Genomic DNA, 15,881 nt, shown 5'->3' on the forward strand with positions numbered 1-15,881 from the left:
ATGGATACTTGGGTTCAAAACTATACGGCAGTAGGCGACAGCCTGGCGCTGACTGCCGCAGCAGCGCTGTTGCCGATTATTTTCTTTTTCGTTGCCTTAACCATTTTGAAAATGAAAGGTTATTTGGCCGGCTTTTTCACGCTGCTGATTTCTATTTTGGTCGCCATATTTGCCTACGGTATGCCGGCAGGCATGGCGGTTTCGTCTGCCCTGTTCGGTTTTGCCTATGGCTTGTGGCCGATTGCGTGGATTATCATTACTGCCGTATTTTTATACAAAATCACTGTAAAAACCGGCCAGTTCGACATTATCCGTTCGTCTGTTATTTCTATCACTGAAGACCAGCGTTTGCAGATGCTGTTGGTGGGCTTCTCGTTTGGTGCCTTCTTGGAAGGCGCGGCCGGTTTTGGTGCGCCGGTGGCGATTACTGCCGCTCTGCTGGTCGGCTTGGGTTTTAACCCCCTGTATGCCGCCGGTTTGTGCCTGATCGCCAACACCGCGCCGGTTGCTTTCGGCGCGATGGGTATCCCGATTATCGTGGCAGGCCAAGTATCCGGTTTGGATGCTTTCCACATCGGCCAAGTGGCCGGCCGCCAACTGCCGATTTTATCGATTATCGTGCCGTTTTGGCTGGTGGCGATGATGGACGGTGTACGCGGTATCAAACAAACCTACCCGGCTATTTTGGTGGCAGGCGTATCGTTTGCCGTTACCCAATTTATTACGGCCAACTTCATCGGCCCCGAGCTTCCCGATGTAACTTCTGCGTTGGTGAGCTTGATTTGCCTGTCGTTGTTTCTGAAAAAATGGCAGCCGTCTGAAATTTTCACTTTCCAAGGCATGAAAAAACCGGAAGCCCGCAAAGGATCGGAATACACTACCGGCCAAATCATCAAGGCATGGTCTCCTTTCGGTATTTTGACTGTGTTTGTGAGCCTGTGGACGATGAAGTCATTGAAAACTTTCTTAGACAGCTTCAGCCTGATTAAAATCGAATGGCCGGGCCTGCACAATCTGGTGATGAAAGCCGCTCCGATTGTTGCCGAACCCAGCCCTTATGAGGCCGTTTACAAACTGAACCTGTTGAGTGCGGTGGGTACCTCTATTCTGTTAGCCGCCATCGTAACCATTATCCTGCTGAAAATGAAACCTGCCGAAGCAGTAAAAACATTCGGCGAAACCTTATATGAATTGCGTTTCTCTATTCTTTCCATCGGTTTGGTATTGGGTTTTGCCTTCGTGGCCAACTATTCCGGCCTGTCTTCTACGCTGGCATTGGTGTTGGCCGGCACCGGCGCGGCATTCCCGTTCTTTTCGCCGTTCCTGGGCTGGTTGGGCGTGTTTTTAACCGGTTCGGACACTTCCGCCAACGCTTTGTTCGGTTCGCTGCAAGCCAGCACCGCCAACCAAATCGGCATTACTCCCGAACTGGCGGTGGCTGCCAATACCACAGGCGGCGTTACCGGTAAAATGATTTCCCCCCAATCCATTGCCGTTGCTTGTGCAGCCGTGGGCTTGCAGGGCAAAGAGTCCGACCTGTTCCGCTTTACTGTGAAACACAGTATCGTTTTCTGCGCCTTTGTCGGCATCCTAACCGTTTTACAGGCATATGTATTGCCGTGGACACTGATTTTCTTTAATAAATAATCTTTGCCCAAAATACACTTAAGTTGGCAAAATCGCTGAAAGCCACATACAGGGTTTTCAGCGATTTCTTGTTATATAAGCATAAAAATACCTGCTGTGCCGTTAAAACATCTGAATCAATACGGCAGCAAAATGGTCTGCAAATAAATTTCTGAGTGTGGTATATGGTACAACCCAACCTAATTTCCCCCTTTTCTCCCGCTTTTACAGGGAACCCGCTTCATTTTTGATATAGGAAGCAAGGCAGTGCGGAATACGCGTTGGCGGCTTACGAAAAACTTTTCTCTTTAAGCACGGCTCCGCAATGCCATACGGAAATTGCGAACGGATTGAAACGGGAAATGGGTTTTTTCAGATTTGAAACCGTTACTGACCGGGCAGCCTGTTTGTGTTTTATGATACCGCCCGTTGTATTAAGTTTACAAAATTATAAAGTTTGTTACGTTTGTCATATAATTTAAATTTCTTTTTTTATGGCGTTTTCTTTTGTTTTTTTAAAATTGCTTTTGTGTTTTTTTTGTTATTTGGATTTTTGTGGGTGAAAATTTCATTTATTGGTTTAATTTGAGATGGCGCTTGGTGGGCGGTGGAAAGCCGCTACCTGCTTTTTAATGATTAATATTGATATAAGCTATTGTTCAGGATACGATATACTCCAACTGCTTAGTTTGGGAATGTTTGCAAAGTAGGTTGATAACTGATTGAACGGCAGAATGCCTGCTATTATTTGAAATTGAATATTTTGATTAACCAACAGAATAACAGAATATGCTGAGTGCCATTATTGTTGAAGATGAAGTATTAGCGGCAGAGCGTTTGCGGGTTCTGCTGGAAGAGTGCAATGTTGTTTTGCTGAAGATTTTCCATCATGCCCAGCCTGCCTTGGATTGGTTGGGGGTTCATGAAGTGGACATTGTATTTGCCGATATCGGGCTGCCCGAAATTACCGGGTTGGATTTTGTCGAGCGAATCAAGCGGGTGGCGAAAAAACAGCCCGAAATTATTTTTACTACAGCATACGAAGAACATGCCTTGCGTGCTTTTGAGCTGGCTGCTGCCGATTACCTGCTCAAGCCGATTAAGGTTTCGCGCCTGCAAACGGCATTGGAGCGTTTGAATGAGAAACACCGTGAAAAAGCCGATGATTTCACCCATTTCAAAGTGTTCAACCGCAACCGTATGGTGGAAATTCCGTGGCAGCAGGTGCGCTATCTGTTGGCCGAGCATAAAACGGTATTTTTATTTACCGGCGACGGCCAAAGCTACGAGTTGCCGAAAACGTTGGTTTATTGGGAAGAGTTGTTGGGCGAAAAGATTATCCGTATCCACCGTAATGCATTGGTGTTCCGCCACACCTTGGATTGTTTGATCCGCTTGGACGGCGGAGAAGAGGATGACAGCAACGCCACTTGGGGAGCGCGCATTTTAGATGTGGAGAAACCTTTGGCGGTCAGCCGCCGCCAGTTGGCCGCTATCCGCAAAATTCTGCGGAAAAGCTGAAATCAGGTTTGGATGCCGAACTGCTCCGTATCCTCTGTATCGGCATAGGCCATTAAAACCGGCACCAAGCGGCGGATTGCAGGCGGCATGTGCGGTATAACAAGGAAAGCCGAAGCCGTAATGATTTTAAAGCGGAGGCTGTTAAACCGGGGTATCCCCGGAGCGGTATATGGTTGTTGGTAGAGAGGCCGTCTGAATATTTTCAGACGGCCTCTTGATATATTGCACTCTATTTTCCAATCTTTAAAATTTTTAAATTCCATTGCTTTGAAAATGGGGCGTTTTGGTATTCTCTTTTGACCTTCTCTTTTGTTGTTTGACGAAACTTGAAAATATCCGTTTCCGCTTTATTTCGCCAATTCGTTGTCGATTTCCCGGCGCAGGGCGGCGAAGTCGGGCTCGCCGACAAAGGTTTTCAGCAGCTCGCCTTGTTTATTGATAAAAAACGAAGTGGGTGCAACTTTTACGCCGAAGGCTTGGCCGGTTTTGCCTTCTGCATCATACATCACGGTAAACGGCAGCCGGCGCTCGGCAGCATAGTTTCTGACGCTTTCCAAAGGGTCGTAGGGCAGGGAAACGGCGATAATCTGGAAATCTTTGTTTTTATAATCGTTGGCCGTCTGAACCAGCTTGGGCATTTCGCTGACGCAGCCGGGGCATGAAGGGTACCAAAAGTTAACCAAGGTTACTTTGCCCGGCAGATCGGCATTGCTGATGGTTTTGCCGCTTAAATCAGGCAGGGAAAAGGCGGGAACGGGGCGGTTTTGCGGCCAAAGAATGAAAGCAAGCAGTGCCGCCACGATTAGGGCGGCTGCGGCGGTGAGGGTTTTTTTCATCAGAGCTTCCTTAAAGGGTGGGTTTGGGGCAGGCGGCAGTACAGTCGGAACGGCTGCGCCGGATTTCTGTTGCGGTGTAGTGCCTTTACCCACAGAGAGCGGTTCCGCAGCCCGGTCGGCGGCAGAGCCGGCTCCATACCATCTGTGCTGCCTGTATTGTGCCGTATGTCGGGAATGAAGTGAATCCTAAAGTGTATGCGGTGCATTTTCCATCGGAGCTGTGCCGGTAAGGGTAGCGGGCAGGTATATTTCCGATGCCGGGCGGCAGGCCGGAGGCGGTAAAGGTAAAACAGTATGGCGGTGCAGCGATGCCGCTGCGGAAATTAAATGGTTTTGTTATCTGCACAGGCTTGGGCGGCAGGTTGTCGGTAAAGCTGCCGGGACAGCAGGGCAGCAAACTCAAACGGCAAGTCGGCCGCAGCGCCGCTTTCGGCGCAAACCGATGCCAGCGTAACGGCGGCTTGGGCGGCCGCCCGGCCGTTTTCGGCGCAGCGGGCGGTTTGCTCGAGCATCACCCTGCGTTCGGATGCGGCGCGTACGCGGGTGTCCACGGCCAGCGTTTGCCCTTCGCGGGCAGCGCTCAGATAGCGTATATCGATACGGGCAACCACCAGTATGATGCCCTCAGGCAGGGGCAGCAGGCGGTGCTGCCCGAAAAAATTCCAACGCGCTTCCTCAAAAAATTCGAGATAGCGCGCATTGTTCACATGGCCGTAGCCATCGAGATGATAGTTGCGTATGGGTATTCGGGTCATGGTAGAGGCCGTCTGAAATTCAATTGAGGGTGATGGGCTGGAAAATTTCTCGCCCCAGCGGCTCCTGCTCCAAATCGGTGAGTACGGTGGAGAGTTGGATGTCGAACCATTCATTGAAAATGCCGGAATCCAAATCGGGCCACAGGCTTTCGTCTTCACACCAGTCGGCCAGTTCGGCAGCGAAAAGCTGCTCGTGGCGGTTTTCGATTTCGTCCCACACTTCATCGGCGGTTTCGCAGGGGCGCACGAGATAGGAATTGGCATCGGCCTGCAAATCTTCGAGACGGATGTTTTCGGGGCTTTCGGGCAGTGATTGCAGCCAGTGCCAAAACGGCTCGAGGGGAATCAGCAAAAATACGCTGCGGTTTACTTCATACATGGCGGGTGTTCCTGCAAACAGACGGGGGAAATAATATAGCAAAGGGGGGCGAAAAGCTATAAGGCGGGCAGGCCTTTGCAAAATTCAAAAAGCATCGCAATGAGTTTGCCTGCCGTTATTGGCCGCGCAGGTTCGCTGCGCAGCCCCGCGCTGCCCCGCGCTGCCCCGCGCAGGCGTTGGTTGGATGCTAGGCTTTCAAGTGTTTGTTTGAAATAAACTTTAATTTTTCATTCGGATTTCATCCTGCGTGGGAACGATGGTATTGAGCCTTTCAGACGGCATGGCGGTGTTTTTGCAAAAAACGCTGACAGCGGGGGTTTTTAGGCCGTCTGAAAGAGCCGGGGTTCGGCAGGAAACCGTTTTGCAGTGTTTCAGACGGCCGAACCGGCAGAATATGCTGCAAGGTGGCGGAAACAGCGGCTATCCGCGGTGATAGGGGTGGTTGTGCAGAATCGATACGGCGCGGTAGAGCTGCTCGGTGAGCAGCACGCGCACCATGCCGTGCGGCAGGGTGAGGCTGGAGAGGCGCAGCATCAGGCGCGCCTGTTGTTTGAGCCGGTCGGTTATGCCGTCTGCGCCGCCGATAACGAAGCAGACGTGTTCACCGTTGCGCTGCCAGTTTTCCAAATGCTCCGCCAGCCCTACCGATGTGGGGGCTTGACCGCGCTCATCGAGCACCACTAAAAACGCGCCGGCGGGTATGGCTTCGAGTATGCGTTTTTCTTCTGCAGCCATGCCTTGGGCGGCATTTACGCCGGCGCCGCGTTTTTCGGGTTTGATTTCTTTTAAGGTGTAGCAGATGTCGCGGCCGAAGCGTTTGGCGTATTCGCTGACGGCTTCATCGACCCAGCGCGGCATTTTGGTGCCGACAGCCAAAACGGTGATGTTCATAAAGGATAGCCTTTCTGCCCGGCAAAATCTTGTTTGGTTGCGGTCGGCTTGATGGGTGATGTTTTCAGACGGCCTGGCGGTACATTTAATAATGCGGCGGGATTTCGTCTGCCGGATTGTAGGCGGCATTGCTGCCTTCGCCTCCCTTTTCTTGCAGGCGGCGGTAGAGCAGCCTGAGCTGCCCCTGCTGCAAATCCAGCGTTTGCTGCATTTTGGCCATGGTGTTGCTGAGGCTGTCGATTAAATCGGCCTGCAGCGCGGTTTGGATTTCCAACTCGATGATGCGGTTTTCAAGATTCTGCATCACAACACCATGGCGGCAATCCAGCCCGACACCATCAGCGGCAGGTTGTAGTGTAGAAACGTGGGGATAACCGTGTCGCGCATATGGTCGTGTTGGCCGTCTGTATTCAAACCGGCGGTGGGGCCGAGGGTGGAATCGGATGCGGGCGAACCGGCATCGCCCAGCGCGCCTGCCGTGCCGATAATCGCCAGCGTTGCCATCGGCGAGAAACCCATGCCCACGCACAGCGGCACATAAATCGCAGTGATAATCGGCAGGGTGGAAAACGAGCTGCCGATGCCCATGGTTACCAGCAGCCCCACCAGCAGCATCACAAAAGCGGCCATGCCTTTGCTGCCGGCAAACATATCGGCCGAGGCTTTCACCAGCGGCTCAATCTGGCCGGTAGCCTTCATCACTTCGGCGAAACCCTGTGCGGCAATCATAATAAAGCCGATCATCGCCATCATTTTCACGCCGTTGTTAAATACGGCATCGGCTTCGCCCCAGCGCACCACGCCGGCGGCCATAAACACGGCAAAGCCCACCATTGCGCCCAGCAGCAGCGAATCGGCCCACAATTGCACCACAAACGAAACCACAATCGCCGCCAACGCCACCCAGCTGCGGTAGGCCGACATTTTCGGCTGCACCATTACCTGATGGTTGGCCGCCACATCGGCAGAAGTGTTTTGATAGGCGCGCGGGCGGCGGTAGCTGAAAAACACTGCAATCAGTAGGCCGGCCACCATGCCCAAAGCGGGAATGGTCATGGCGTGAATCACGTTCACATTATCCACATTCAGCCCCGACTTGTTGATGTTGCCCACCAGAATCTGTTTCAGGAAAATTTCACCGAAGCCGTAGGGCAGCCACATATAGGTGGTTACCAGGCCGAAAGTCATCAGGCAGGCGAGCAGGCGGCGGTCGATCTGCATACGGTTGAACACCAACAGCAGCGGCGGAATAATCAGTGGGATAAAGGCGATATGGATAGGAATCAGGTTTTGACTCATGATACTCATGGCCAAGAGAGCCAGCAGCAGCCCCCATTTCACACCGCTGATGCGGCCCGGCACATTATCGCGCACATGGTTGGCATCCAAACGGCGGATCACCGCATTGGCCAGCGTTTGCGGCAACCCCGAATGGGCGATGGCCACGGCGAACGCACCGAGCATGGCATAAGAAAGCGCAATCTGCGCGCCGTTGGAGAGGCCGGTTTGAAACACTTTCATGGTTTCCGCCAAGCCCAGTCCGGCTGCCAAGCCGCCGCAGAGTGCACCCAGCAGCAGGCTCAACACCACATGTACGCGCGCAAGCGACAGCGCGAGCATCACAAAAACCGCAATCACTACGGCATTCATATCGGTTTCTCCACAAAAATGGCGGCAGAACAGCCGCCTCATGACGAATTTTCAACCAGTAGGATTTTACCTGCGGGCGGAAAGGTTTACAAATTTTACAATCCGGTCAAACGGTACGCCCCGGCAATTCAGCCGGCCAACCTGATGGGAACAGATTTTCCACAAGGCGACAGGCGCATCGTGCAACGTGGTGCAGATCTGTTTTGCAGGAATAGCAATGCCGGCCTGCCCGGTTGCCATTGGCGGCATCTGTAGCGCAGCTGCGTGTTGCTTTGAGTGAAGGGCTGTCAGTAAGGTGCGCCATTGCCGCAAGGTGGGCCGGTCGGCCGCAGGGGCGTAAACGGCAGCGTTTCAGACGGCCTCAAACGCCGGTGTCTGTGTGATAGACAAACACTTTCGATTGGCAGCCGCTTTCGCGGTATTCGCTCAGGCGTTCGGGCGGCGGCGATTCGCATGAGGCCGTCTGAAAGCCGCGTTCGAGAAACCACTCGCCGGTGTGGGTGGAGAGGGCGTAGAGGGTATGGGTGTTGCGGCTGCGGGCTTGCCCGATCAGGTGTTCGAGCAGCAGCCCGTCGTAGCCGCTGTCTCGGGCTTCGGGAGAAACCGCCGGGCAGGCCGATTCGCCGATGCCGGTGGTGGCAAAGGTTTTGAGGGCGACAGCCGTAAATGCACCGGTCGTGTTCCAACACAGAAAATCCGCCGATGTGGTTTTCAAGATATTCGCGGCTGCGGTGCCGTAAAATGCCTTGCTCTTCGAGCGGACGGATAAGGGCGGTGATGTCGGGAATATCGCCGGTTTGCGCCTGCGGGATACTCATCAAGGCGCTGCCTGCCACGGAAGTGCCTACACCGTGGCGCGTAAATAGTTCGGCAATCAGGCCGCCGTTTTGGCGGCCGCTGAAAATATGGCTGTGCTTCACGCCGTTTTCCACAGCGTTGATGGCCGACTGAAGCAGCCTGCGCTGGTTGTTTTGCGCGCGCCCGCTGCTGAGCAGGGCGCGGGCTTCCTGAGCGGAAAGGTTGGGTAAAACCTGCCTTTTTTGTTTAAAATTCCTTATTGTTCAACCAGATAAATCAGTTTTTCGGCCTGCGGGGCGATGGCGGCGGCTTCAGCGGTATCGCCCATGCTGAGATTGAAGGTTTTGCCGCTGAGCGAATAGCCGAGCGGAAACAAAGTTGCCTCCGGCAATGCACACGGGCTTGCCGCGCAGCAGGGTTGGGACCCAACCGAAGGAGAGGGCGGCTTCCATGTTGCTGCGCACCATGCCGCAGGCCTGCTTGACGTGGGTGAGTGTGGTTTCATCGGTGATGCGCCGCCCGTTATGGTATTGCGGGATAAGGCTGTTTGCCTGCAACAGGGTATCGATTTGTGTGCGCGAACCGTGCACCACAACCAGGCGCACACCTAGGCCGGCAAGCAGGTTTAAGTCGGCGGCGAGTATTGGAAGGGTGGGCGGAGAGCAGGCTGCCCGCGATGCCGGTTACCAGCGTTTTACCGCGCAGGTAGTGGATATAGGGCGCGGCTTCCCGAAAGCTGCGGATAAAATCAACGGGAGCGGCCGTCTCAAAGCATCAATATCAAATAAAAAAGCTGCATAATCAACACGGTGAGCGCGGTGAGTACGGCCAAAGTCCAGTTAAAGCCTTCTTTTGACGGATCCGGAACCTTGCTGTGGACGGCCCGGGCGTTGGCAGCGGGTTTGGTTTCGGCGGGTATCATGCTGTCGAGCAGGTCGGCGATTTCGTTTTTCGACAAGGCTTTGTGTTGGCGGACGGCAGAGCCTATGGACCGCACCAGTTTGGTGTCGGTAGCGGCGCCCGGCAGTTGTTCGGGGGCGGCCTTGTGCGGGGTGTTGCTGATGTGGTGCTTGGCTTGGAAGAGGCCTTCGCATTTGGTGCAGACCACGAAACCTTGCGCCAGGTTCAGTTGGGTGTCTTTAACGGCAAGCCGTGCTTTGCAGTGGGGGCAGACGCAGATGGGCATAAGAGTGATTGAAGACGTTTATTTATAGAAGCAGCTATTTTAAGATTTTTCAGACGGCATGGGAAGCTTGCACAGGGTTTGGCCGTTTTTCGGGTCAAACGGCCGCAGGCCGTCTGAAACAAATCTTTTCAGACGGCCTGTATGCTTCGTTGATACAATAACCGTTTTATTTTTATGTGGCCGTGTGTTTTCGGATTAAGTGTTTGATATGCAGCAGAATTCTTCTAAAAATTGGCTGGCTGCGGCGGCCGTCTACACAGACCGCCGCGCAGTTGCACTGTTTTTTCTCGGCTTTTCGGCAGGTGTGCCGATTTTGCTGATTTTTTCCAGTTTGTCGCTGTGGCTGCGCGAAGCGGGGGTGGAACGCAGCACGGTAACGATGTTCAGTTGGGCGGCTTTGGCCTATTCGTTCAAATTTGTGTGGGCGCCGCTGATCGATTCATTGCCGCTGCCGTTTTTCACCCGTGCGCTGGGCAAGCGGCGCGGTTGGCTGTTGTTTTCGCAGGTGATGGTGGTTGCGGCGGTTTGCAGCATAGCCATGATTAACCCTGTCGGCAATACGGCATTGGTTTATATGGCCGCAGGCGCGGTGTTGCTGGGTTTTTCATCGGCCACGCAAGATGTGGTGATTGACGCCTACCGTATCGAAACGGCAGCAGACGATATCGCAATGCAGTCGGTAACGGCCGCCACTTATAACGCGGGCTACCGCGTAGGAATGATTGTGGCGGGCGCGGGCGCGCTGTTTTTAGCGGCGAGACTCGGTTCGCACGAAAACGCTTATGTATATGCAGCCTGGCGGCAAACTTATTTCATTATGGCCGCCGTAATGGGCGTGGGGGTGGCGGCAACGCTGCTGGTGCGCGAACCTGCCGCATCGGCGCAGCATACCGCTTCGCGCTCCACCGCCGACAATCTGCGCCTGCTGCTGCTGTTTGCTGTATCTGTGGGGGCGTTTGTGGCGGCATTCTCGCAATCGGGCAAGGTGCTGCCGCAGGGCGGGGGGCCGTTGGCGGCCTTCGGTTGGGAAGCCGTACGCCTGCTGCTTTCCGCCGCTGCCGCCGCCTCAGTGGGCGCAACGGTGGTGAAAAGCGGTGTGGTGCCTAAAAAGCTGGCCGCAGACACCTGGATACAGCCGATTACCGATTTTTTCGAACGCTACGGCAAATCGGCGCTGCTGCTGTTGGCCTTAATCGGCGTTTACCGCATTTCCGACATCGTGGCAGGTGTGATTTCCAATGTGTTTTATCAGGACATGGGCTTCAGCAAAGAAGAAATCGCCGCAGCGGTGAAAACCTTCGGCGTGGTGATGGCAGTGGCCGGCGGTTTTCTCGGCGGGTTGTTGTCGCAGAAATTCGCCCTGATGAAAATGATGATGGCAGGCGCAGTGCTGGCGGCACTGACCAACCTGCTGTTTGTGGTACTGGCCTACCGTGGGCACGATGTGGCGTTTATGTATTTGGCGGTGGGGTTCGACAATCTCGCCGCAGGCTTGGCGGGCGCAGTGTTTATCGCCTTTTTGTCGGCACTCACCAATATCCGCTTCACCGCCGTGCAATATGCGGTTTTCAGCTCGCTGATGACGCTGTTGCCCAAAACTTTAGGAGGCTATTCAGGCGCGATGGTCGATAAAATCGGCTACCCGGGTTTTTTTACACTAACCGCGCTGTTGGGTGTGCCGGTATTGCTGCTGGTGTACTTGGCCGAGAAAAAACTATTCGCCAAAAACAGCAGCGGGGAATAAGGCTGCCACAGCAAACCCGTTTGCGCCGGAAAACACCTTAGGCCGTCTGAAAAAACATCTTCAGGCCGTCTGAAAGGCTTAAATACCGCCATTTCCGCGTAGGCGGGAATCCGGATAGAATAGCGCAGAAATACAATAATTAAAGTGCATAATAATTAAAGTGTGGTCTATTTTGATCTGCACTTTAAATTAGTTGGTTGTTTAGTCTAACTTTTAGAGTACAGAGCATTTTACTTTGTTTATAAATTACATTTACCTTTGTTCCATTTGGGCGCTTGGGTACCGCATATCCCATAATTTAATAATTCATATTCCTTGTTTTTCATACAACTTTCAAAAGTATATACAACATCTAAAATAATATGCCCTTCTGTATCTTTTTCTCCTTTAATGCTAAATTTATTCAGCTGTTTATCAATATTCATTCCTCCACAACTTTGTATATCTTTCCAATATTGTTCTGAGTCGGTATATCCAAACCGCCCCTTTTTTTGGAAAAGGGCGACATAAGGTTATTCCTCTCCTTTATCTTGGCAAAACACCATTTGTGGAGTGTAGAAACAACTATCAGCATAAAAACAACTATCAGAATAAAAACAACCTGTAATGGAGCTTATTAATAATAAAGGAAAAATAAAATTGGGGCTGTACTAGATAACTAGGGAAATTTAACTTCAGGTTAGAATAATCCCTATGAGAAAAAGTCGTTTAAGTCAGTACAAGCAAAACAAACTGATTGAACTATTTGTTGCAGGTGTTACCGCCCGCACAGCGGCGCAATTAGTTAGCGTCAATAAAAATACCGCTGCCTATTACTTCCACCGTTTGCGCTTACTTATCTATCACAACAGCCCGCATCTGGAAATGCTTGATGGTGAAGTAGAAGTTGATGAAAGCTATTTTGGCGGACAACGCAAAGGCAAACGTGGTCGCGGTGCGGCTGGCAAAGTGGCTGTATTCGGGCTTTTGAAGCGTAATGGTAAGGTTTACACCGTTGCCGTACCCAATACACAAACTGCGACTTTATTGCCAATTATCCGCGAGCAAGTGAAGCCTGATAGCATTGTTTATACCGATTGTTACAAAAGTTATGACGTTCTTGATGTGAGCGAATTTTCACATTTTCGGATCAATCACAGCACACATTTTGCTGAGCGACAAAATCACATTAACGGAATTGAGAACTTTTGGAACCAAGCAAAACGCCATTTACGCAAGTTTAACGGCATTCCCAAAGAGCATTTTGAACTGTATTTGAAAGAGTGTGAATGGCGTTTTAACAACAGTGAGATAAAATTTCAAATTTCTATTTTAAAACAATTAGTAAAGCAGGATTTGTTCTAGTTATCTAGGACAGCCCCATAAAATTTAGTTTCATTTTTCCCCATTAATTACATTAATTATAAGAAGGAAATTAAATTGATGTGGTGAGAATATGAAAGCGATGGGTAACAAATATATTTGGAACCCTGCTTGTACGGGTGGTGACGGGCTTGCGGCGGGTTGATAAAGACAGATAAACTTTTCCGCACTATTTTGCGGGTTCTGCCCAGGTTGCAAACTGCTTGAGCAGAAAGCGCGGGCATCCTAGCCCCCCGACACTTGAGTCCGTCTGAAAACAAGTTGGTGTTTTGTTTCAGACGGACTCTGTTTTCGCAGCGGCTCTCCAGACGGGTGTTACACCGCCGCAGCTGCCGCTTTGCGCGGCGCGGTTTTCTTAAACTTCAACACGGTTTGTTCTTTAGTCGCATCCCAGTCTATGCGCACGGAGCCGCCGTCGCTAAGGCGGCCGAACAGCAGCTCGTCGGCCAACACTTTGCGGATTTTTTCCTGGATCAGGCGGTTCATCGGGCGGGCGCCCATCTGAGGGTCGAAGCCTTTTTCGGCCAGATATTTGCGTAGTGCGGGGGTAAATTCGGCTGCCACTTTTTTGTGGAGAAGCTGCTGCTCCAGTTGCAGCAGGAATTTATCCACAACTTTGGCAATCACGGCTTCGTTTAACGGTGCAAACGGAATAACGGCATCCAAACGGTTGCGGAATTCGGGCGTAAACAGTTTGTTGACGGCCTGCATTTCATCGCCCCGCCCGCGTTGTCCGGCAAAACCGATGGTGGGCCTGCTCAGGCTTTCTGCTCCTGCGTTGGTGGTCATGATGATGATTACGTTGCGGAAATCGGCACGCTTGCCGTTGTTGTCGGTGAGTGTTCCGTAATCCATCACTTGCAGCAGTATGTTGAAAATATCGGGGTGGGCTTTTTCGATTTCATCGAGCAGCAGCACGCAAAACGGCTGCTTATTGACTGCTTCGGTGATCAGCCCGCCCTGCTCGAAGCCCACATAACCCGGCGGTGCGCCGATCAGGCGTGAAACGGCATGGCGCTCCATGTATTCCGACATATCGAAGCGTTGCAGCGGCACGCCGAGCGAGAGGGCGAGTTGGCGCGCTGCTTCGGTTTTGCCCACGCCGGTGGGGCCGGAAAACAAAAAACTGCCGATGGGTTTGTCGGGCTGCCCCAAACCGGAGCGTGCCATTTTCACAGCAGCCGCTAAGGCTTCGATGGCGGCATCCTGCCCGAATACCTTGTTTTTCAAATCGCGGCTCAAATATTGCAACATTTGTTTGTCGCTGTGCGATACGGTTTTTTCGGGAATGCGCGCTATTTTGGCCACTACCGTTTCGATTTGGGCTTTGCCGATCACTTTTTTCTGCTTGGATTTGGGCAGAATCTGCTGGGCGGCTCCGGCTTCGTCCATCACATCTATGGCTTTGTCGGGCAGAAAACGCTCGTTGATGTGGCGGGCCGACAATTCGGCAGCGGCCTCCAGCGCGCCTGCGGTGTAGCGTATTTGGTGGAAATCTTCGAAGGCACTTTTCAGGCCGTGCAGAATCTGTACGGTTTCGGCGATGCTCGGCTCGATGATGTCGATTTTCTGAAAACGGCGGCTTAAGGCATGGTCTTTATCGAAAATGGTGCGGTATTCGTGGTAGGTGGTGGCGCCGATGCAGCGTAGCCGGCCTTTGGCCAGTGCAGGCTTGAGCAGGTTGGAAGCGTCCATTGTGCCGCCCGAGGTACTGCCCGCGCCGATAATGGTGTGGATTTCATCTACAAACAACACGGCATTGGGGATTTCCGCCAGTGCTTTTAAGACGGCCTTGATGCGCGCTTCGAAATCGCCGCGGTATTTGGTGCCGGCCAGCAGCGCGCCCATATCGAGCGAAAACACGGCGGCATTGCGAAGGGTGTCGGGCACTTGGCCTTTCGCAATCAAATGCGCCAAGCCTTCGGCCAGTGCAGTTTTGCCTACTCCGGCCTCGCCCACCAGCAGGGGGTTGTTTTTGCGGCGGCGGCAAAGGGTTTGCACCAAACGCTCCATCTCGTGTTTGCGGCCGATTAAAGGGTCGATGCGGCCTGCCTGCACCTCGGCATTGAGATTGACGGTGTAGTCGGCCAGTGCGTTGCCGCTGTCTGCGGTTTGGCTGTTGCCGTATTCTTCTTCACGGCCGCTGCCGTTGCTGCCGCCTTCGGGTGTGATGCCGTGGGCGAGACAGCGCAGCAAATCGTAGCGCGTAACCGATTGCAGTTGCAGAAAATACACTGCATGGCTGTCGGTTTCGTCCATCAGTGCCACCAGCACGTCCACCGGTTTCACTTCTTTTTTGCCGGCCGACTGCGCGTGTATCACCGCCCGCTGCAACACGCGCTGAAAGCCGAGGGTGGGCTCGGTTTCGGTGTTGTCGAACAGGTGCGGCGGCAAAGTGGGAGTATTGTCTAGCATGCTGCTGATCAGCTGTTCGGTAAGCACGCCGCAATCCGCGCCGCAGCGCGTTAAGATGCCGGCCACGTCTTCGCTTTGTTCGATGAGCGTCAACAGCAAGTGTTCCAAGCTGATCAGCTCGTATTTCTGTTTGCGTGCATCGGTGTAAATCTGTTGCAGAATCTGCTCGAGTTCGGCTGAAATCATTCAAATTTCCTCAACAATACATTGCAGCGGGTAGCCTTCGAGCCGTGCCCGCTGTAAAACCTGCTGTTGTTTGGTATCGGCGATATCGCGGGTGTAAATGCCGCAAAGCCCCCTGCCTTCGTGATGCACCAGCAGCATCACGGCAACCGCGCGCTCTTTGGGCAGCATAAAGATACCGGTGAGCACTTCCACCACGAAATTCATGGTGGTGTAGTCATCATTGAGCAGATAAACGCCATACCGTTTGGGCGGAGTGGTTTTCATACGGTCCAACAGTGCGGTTTCGGCATCGCGGCGGGTGTGGTTTTGGCTCATATTAATTTTTTAACATACAGTTTTGGGACGGTGTCGCTGTTGTTTTTTGCTTTATTTTAATAAATTTCGATATTTTTCCCAATCTCCCCTTGACTGTGCCATACAACATAGGTAAAAAGCGCTCTAAGCAGAGCTTGGCATCTAAAAAAGCATATGGGTTTGGAGAAGCTCGAAACTTTTGGTTTTTATTATGTTGCCTGAATTTTGCTGTTTTTGT

At 52.5% G+C, this 15,881-nt stretch carries 14 protein-coding genes and 1 pseudogene; 4 read left to right on the top strand and 11 right to left on the bottom strand.

Annotated elements, in window-relative coordinates; translation table 11 throughout:
- Together H7A79_RS14780 and H7A79_RS14785 are read left to right on the top strand one after the other, a co-directional pair.
- Complete coding sequence (locus H7A79_RS14780; protein ID WP_187000648.1) at positions 1-1,647, top strand: lactate permease LctP family transporter; 1,647 nt, start codon at positions 1-3, stop codon at positions 1,645-1,647.
- Between the two features lie 768 nt (positions 1,648-2,415).
- Positions 2,416-3,147 carry a LytR/AlgR family response regulator transcription factor gene (locus H7A79_RS14785; protein ID WP_135034709.1) on the top strand — a complete coding sequence of 244 codons (732 nt, stop codon included), beginning with the start codon at positions 2,416-2,418 and terminating at the stop codon, positions 3,145-3,147.
- Between the two features lie 347 nt (positions 3,148-3,494).
- Here the strand turns inward: H7A79_RS14785 and H7A79_RS14790 are convergent, their stop codons facing one another.
- From H7A79_RS14790 to H7A79_RS14825, 8 genes and pseudogenes are all read right to left on the bottom strand, one after another.
- Complete coding sequence (locus H7A79_RS14790; protein WP_135034703.1) at positions 3,495-3,983, bottom strand: peroxiredoxin family protein; 489 nt, start codon at positions 3,981-3,983, stop codon at positions 3,495-3,497.
- A gap of 323 nt (positions 3,984-4,306) precedes the next feature.
- On the bottom strand, positions 4,307-4,738 hold the full coding sequence (locus tag H7A79_RS14795; protein ID WP_246407991.1) for an acyl-CoA thioesterase: 432 nt from the start codon (positions 4,736-4,738) through the stop codon (positions 4,307-4,309).
- A gap of 19 nt (positions 4,739-4,757) precedes the next feature.
- The gene (locus H7A79_RS14800) at positions 4,758-5,117 is read right to left on the bottom strand and encodes a VacJ (RefSeq protein ID WP_135034701.1); all 360 of its coding nucleotides are present in this window, start codon (positions 5,115-5,117) and stop codon (positions 4,758-4,760) included.
- 420 nt (positions 5,118-5,537) lie between these two features.
- Positions 5,538-6,008 (bottom strand): 23S rRNA (pseudouridine(1915)-N(3))-methyltransferase RlmH, encoded by a 471-nt coding sequence (gene rlmH / locus H7A79_RS14805; RefSeq protein ID WP_187000650.1) that lies wholly within the window; start codon positions 6,006-6,008, stop codon positions 5,538-5,540.
- A gap of 85 nt (positions 6,009-6,093) precedes the next feature.
- Positions 6,094-6,312, bottom strand: a complete 219-nt coding sequence (locus H7A79_RS14810; protein WP_187000651.1) for a SlyX family protein — start codon at positions 6,310-6,312, stop codon at positions 6,094-6,096.
- A complete protein-coding gene (locus tag H7A79_RS14815; RefSeq protein ID WP_187000652.1) occupies positions 6,312-7,658 on the bottom strand; it encodes a Na+/H+ antiporter family protein in 1,347 nt (448 codons plus the stop codon). Before H7A79_RS14815 ends, H7A79_RS14810 begins: the two co-directional genes overlap by 1 nt.
- A 361-nt stretch (positions 7,659-8,019) precedes the next feature.
- Positions 8,020-9,200: pseudogene (gene argA / locus H7A79_RS14820) on the bottom strand (amino-acid N-acetyltransferase).
- Between the two features lie 22 nt (positions 9,201-9,222).
- Entirely contained in the window at positions 9,223-9,642 is a 420-nt protein-coding gene (locus H7A79_RS14825; protein ID WP_187000653.1) for an MJ0042-type zinc finger domain-containing protein, read from the bottom strand.
- A gap of 208 nt (positions 9,643-9,850) precedes the next feature.
- Here H7A79_RS14825 and H7A79_RS14830 point away from each other — a divergent pair, with 208 nt between their 5' ends.
- Positions 9,851-11,386 (top strand): AmpG family muropeptide MFS transporter, encoded by a 1,536-nt coding sequence (locus H7A79_RS14830; protein WP_135034696.1) that lies wholly within the window; start codon positions 9,851-9,853, stop codon positions 11,384-11,386.
- A gap of 239 nt (positions 11,387-11,625) precedes the next feature.
- On the opposite strand, the gene H7A79_RS14835 is transcribed toward H7A79_RS14830, so the two are convergent.
- Entirely contained in the window at positions 11,626-11,811 is a 186-nt protein-coding gene (locus tag H7A79_RS14835) for a hypothetical protein (protein WP_187000654.1), read from the bottom strand.
- Between the two features lie 268 nt (positions 11,812-12,079).
- On the opposite strand from H7A79_RS14835, the gene H7A79_RS14840 reads away from it, so the two are divergent.
- The gene (locus H7A79_RS14840) at positions 12,080-12,730 is read left to right on the top strand and encodes an IS1595 family transposase (protein ID WP_186999880.1); all 651 of its coding nucleotides are present in this window, start codon (positions 12,080-12,082) and stop codon (positions 12,728-12,730) included.
- A 333-nt stretch (positions 12,731-13,063) separates the two neighbouring features.
- Here H7A79_RS14840 and clpA read toward each other — a convergent pair whose 3' ends face one another.
- Together clpA and clpS are read right to left on the bottom strand one after the other, a co-directional pair.
- Complete coding sequence (gene clpA, locus H7A79_RS14845) at positions 13,064-15,349, bottom strand: ATP-dependent Clp protease ATP-binding subunit ClpA (protein WP_187000655.1); 2,286 nt, start codon at positions 15,347-15,349, stop codon at positions 13,064-13,066.
- A complete protein-coding gene (gene clpS, locus H7A79_RS14850; protein WP_187000656.1) occupies positions 15,350-15,664 on the bottom strand; it encodes an ATP-dependent Clp protease adapter ClpS in 315 nt (104 codons plus the stop codon).
- Positions 15,665-15,881: the final 217 nt, after the last annotated feature.

Source organism: Neisseria musculi (assembly GCF_014297595.2).
Classification (GTDB): domain Bacteria; phylum Pseudomonadota; class Gammaproteobacteria; order Burkholderiales; family Neisseriaceae; genus Neisseria; species Neisseria musculi.